The 4,032-nt window shown below is 38.6% G+C and carries 4 protein-coding genes and 1 pseudogene; 1 reads left to right on the forward strand and 4 read right to left on the reverse strand.

From position 1 onward, the window contains the following. A pseudogene (locus Q0L68_RS17395) lies at positions 1-1,444 on the forward strand (glycosyl hydrolase); the annotation flags it as partial. A 49-nt stretch (positions 1,445-1,493) separates the two neighbouring features. On the opposite strand, the gene Q0L68_RS17400 reads toward Q0L68_RS17395, so the two are convergent. The 4 genes from Q0L68_RS17400 to Q0L68_RS17415 are packed head-to-tail and all read right to left on the reverse strand — an operon-like array spanning position 1,494 to position 3,920. Beyond that, positions 1,494-1,637 (reverse strand): hypothetical protein, encoded by a 144-nt coding sequence (locus tag Q0L68_RS17400; protein WP_296705534.1) that lies wholly within the window; start codon positions 1,635-1,637, stop codon positions 1,494-1,496. Then, positions 1,630-2,433 (reverse strand): DUF6090 family protein, encoded by an 804-nt coding sequence (locus Q0L68_RS17405; protein ID WP_296705535.1) that lies wholly within the window; start codon positions 2,431-2,433, stop codon positions 1,630-1,632. Before Q0L68_RS17405 ends, Q0L68_RS17400 begins: the two co-directional genes overlap by 8 nt. Before the next feature lie 4 nt (positions 2,434-2,437). Further along, complete coding sequence (locus tag Q0L68_RS17410; protein WP_296705536.1) at positions 2,438-3,178, reverse strand: hypothetical protein; 741 nt, start codon at positions 3,176-3,178, stop codon at positions 2,438-2,440. A gap of 1 nt (position 3,179) precedes the next feature. Then, on the reverse strand, positions 3,180-3,920 hold the full coding sequence (locus tag Q0L68_RS17415; RefSeq protein ID WP_296705537.1) for a DUF6090 family protein: 741 nt from the start codon (positions 3,918-3,920) through the stop codon (positions 3,180-3,182). Positions 3,921-4,032 lie beyond the last annotated feature (112 nt).

The following is a 4,032-nucleotide window of genomic DNA, read 5'->3' on the forward strand; positions in this document are numbered from 1 at the left end:
AATCATCGCTTCTGCTCATGATAAGAATATTGTGTACGCGGCCTTTAACAATCACAAACGAGGTGACTTCAAACCCTATCTTCTAAAAAGTACGGATATGGGGAAGAGCTGGGCCACCCTTAAAGCGAATCTCCCTGAAAATGGATCCGTTTATGCCATTGCAGAAGACCCTGTAGTTGCAAGCCTGTTATTTGTTGGGACTGAGTTTGGCTGCTTTACTACCCTCGATGGAGGTCAATATTGGCAAAAGTTATCAAAAGGACTACCCACCATCGCAGTACGGGACATCAACATTCAGGAAAGAGAAAAAGACCTGATTTTGGGTACTTTTGGAAGGGGATTTTATATCCTAGATGATTACTCAGCATTACGAGAACTTTCAAATGAGCTTTTGGAAAAGGAAGCGCATATTTTCCCTATTTCAGAAGCTTTGCAATATGAGCCGTATAGTCCAATTGCGGCAAGCAAAACCATCTCATGGCTGGGTCCAAAGGGATTTCAAGGGGAGACGTACTACTTGGGCGAAAATCCTCCATTTGGAGCTGCTTTTACTTATTTTCTTAAGGAGAAATATCCTACGCTTGAAAGTGAGCGAAAGAAAACTGAAGAAGAGAAAAGGAAAGCCGGTGAGACCGTATATTATCCGAGCTATGATCAACTATTGGCAGAGAAAGAGGAAGAAAAACCCTTTCTGATTTTTACCATAAAAGATGTAAATGGTGAGGTGGTCAATGAGATCAGAAGTGGTGCGACAGAAGGAATTAATCGAGTATACTGGGATTTAAAATATCCTGCCATCGACCAGTTGAATACAAATCTCGCAGATCCCATGAAAGATTTCCCATCAGGAATTATGGTGTTACCTGGAACCTATACCGTAGAGCTAGCAAAGAGTATCAATGGTGAAATAACTGAACTCGCGGAAGAGGTATCCTTCGAGGTAAAAACGCTTGACAACCAAACTGTTCCAACGGCAGACCCTGCAGCGATGCTCGCATTTCATCAGCAGCTGATGGAACTTTCCAAATCAGCAAATGGTGCGAGAAGTTCATATAATCAGTTGCGGGAAGCTTTGAAATATTACCAGGCGGCAGCAAGAGTAGTAAAGAGTGCTTCTTTGGACGAAAAAATTGATGCCCTAGAAAATACCTTGGACGAGATTGAAATTACCATGTATGGAGATCCTATTAAAAGTCAGCTAGAAATCGACCAGGTTCCCTCACTAATAAGTCGGGTAAATACAGCAGTTTATTCTGGATCTACAAGCTTAACTGATCCCACTACAACCTCGAAAGAGGTGAAAAGAATTGCGGAGAAATATTTGAATCCGGTTATCTCAAGTCTGAAAGAACTGATAGAGGTCAATGTGCCAGCCATCAATGCGGAGCTTGACGCGAATCAAGCCCCTTGGACACCAGGAAGAATAATAGAGATAAAGAATTAGGTTGAGGTTTCTGAATTTAGCTTTTCTCCTGCAGGAGTGATGTCTCAATTTAAAATTGGAAGATCAATGAAACATTATATGGACAAATCCCGATTACAACCAAAAGAATCTCCCCAAGCGCATAGATCAGGTATCTGGTAACACGATTTTCTGCAAGAAGCCTTTGGCGGATTTTTCTGAAAAAACTAATCATGGATAAACGATTTGATTTCTTCCTGCAGGGATTTTATTTGGGCTGATCGAAGTTCCAACTCGTTGGTCATATTAAAAGACCTTCCGAGATCACCTATAAGATAGGACTCAAACTCCGTTTTTTGTAAAAAGGCATCGATTTCCTTCTGTGTAGCAAGCTTTCGTTGATCTGGGATGGAGTCCAATAAGGAATAAAAACCCTTGTTTCCCTCACTGGTAAGTACTTGTTGGGATGTAGATGAATTTAAAAAATCATTTGGAACTGAAGACATTAACGGCTCAAAGGAGGATTCTAAAAAACGGAGAGTAGCGGTAAGGACATCTTCTATTTGCTTAAAATTGGAATAGTATTCCACGAGTTTTTTAAGGAGCTCTTTATTGGAATATTTTTCAAAGGCTCCCCCACTTTTAGCTGCTTCATAGGTTGCATCAAAGCTGATCGCGGACTCATTGTAATATAGGGGCTCGGTATGTCTTCCAAATTCTGAAGGGCTTACCCCAAGACTTGGATCTCTTACATGAGTGAGTAACCAGCTCAGATTATCGATCCGGGATTGGTAAAACTTGGAAAGTTGATCTAGCTTTTTTTGATCATTTTCCAAGTCATCCAAAATGGTTTGGTAGAAGGTTTGTTCACTCAGTCGATGTTGCTTTTCTTCTTTCCATGTATTCATTTGCAGTGCAATAAGAATACCTATGGTCACCAATAGAATCTCCCCAAGTGCGTAAATCAAATATCGAGTGACCCGATTTTCAGTAAGAAGCTGTTGGCGGATTTTGCGGAAGATTGAGATCATGGCATTAATTGAGGCAATTATTGTTTTCCAGACAGTTGATTCGATCAAGAATTTTGAAGTAGTATTCTCTATACTCTAGTAGGCCTCCAGCAAATTTTTTATTAGCGAGACTCCAAAACTGTATTCCGGCTATTACCTCTCCTTGTCCAATCATCCGATCATAATCAAGACTCATAGTTTGGGTGGTGTCTCCATTGGTAATAAAGGTTTTTTGAATTCTGTAGGGCTGAAAAAGGTTAACATCTGCGGTCGACAAATCTCTCCAATAATTCAGTGTTTGGATAGTGATGGTATTGAAGCTTGCGGCTTCGTCTAGAATTTCTCTCAACTTTATATCCGAAAGAATACTCAAAGAGCCAGAGGAAACCAACTCTGAATAAGCTGAATTTCTCAATCTCCAAGCACTGATAAAAAAGGGGGCTGCAGGAATGCTTAGCTGTTCATTCTTTGGAGTTGCGTTACTTAGAAAGGAGGCAACAGAGTCAAGATTGGATGCATTCCCTTGATAAAAGTTGATTTGATTATCAAGAATATCAATATTCCATAATGCTTCTTCTTCTATTCGATCTAGGTATAATTTTTCCTTTTCTCGAATTTTTAAGTTTTCATTCCAGTTATTTACCTGAAGTGCAATCAAAATACCGATCACCACCAAAAAAATCTCACCCAAGGCATAGACTAGATACCGGGTGATTCGGTTTTGAGTAAGGAGTTTTTGGCGAATTTTTCTGTACAGGGTGATCATTTTATTTTTCTTTAAGAGCTCCCTCAGAATTTAAATATTCACTTATATCCTCAATCAGTTTTTCTCCCCTAATTCGGCTACTTTCAAATCGTATTTTAAAATTTTGAAAGATGTAAATTTTTCCCATTAGTATATTTTGATAATCTGGATCATTGATCATGCCTTCATAATCCTTAGGAGAAAAAGGTTGCATAAAATTTCCCTGAGACACACCTCTATTTGTATGTTTTCTAAAAAAAGGAAGCCATTCGGATTTCCAAAACTCATCAAAATCAATTCGGTAAAGTTCATTTCCAAAATCCCACCATCTATAATAATTGCTTATTGACTGTATTAAATCTTTACTTCGAATAATATCAATTCCTACAGATTCGATACTTCTCATTGCAGAATATCTATAATTCGCCAATGTGGCTTTGTCTGCAGAAGCAAGCGCTTCATCGAATGCGATTCCGGGTGGAGGCGGGTTTCTCAATACATTTAAATATTTTAAAATGGTGTCAGAAAGTGATAATTGGAATTCTAGCATTACCAGATCCTCTCTGAGGTCTTTGGTTAGCTCATTTAATAATTCTCTTTCTTTAATTTTGCTTTTTCTGTCCTCGTTCCAATTATTGATACTGACTGCTATTAGGATTCCAATTACTACCAGAAATATCTCACCTAGGGCATAAACCAAGTAGCGAGTTACCCGATTTTGGGAGAGAAGTTTTTGGCGGATTTTTCTAAAAAATGAGATCATGTTTAAGCTAGTTTTTTAACTCATTATCAATAAGTTGCAAAATAAGGATGTTTAACTCTTTTACCTGATATAATTCCATCAGAGCGTCATTCATATGACTGTATCGTTCTGA

Origin of the sequence: Algoriphagus sp., from assembly GCF_024642405.1 — a bacterium.
Taxonomy (GTDB): Bacteria; Bacteroidota; Bacteroidia; order Cytophagales; family Cyclobacteriaceae; genus Algoriphagus.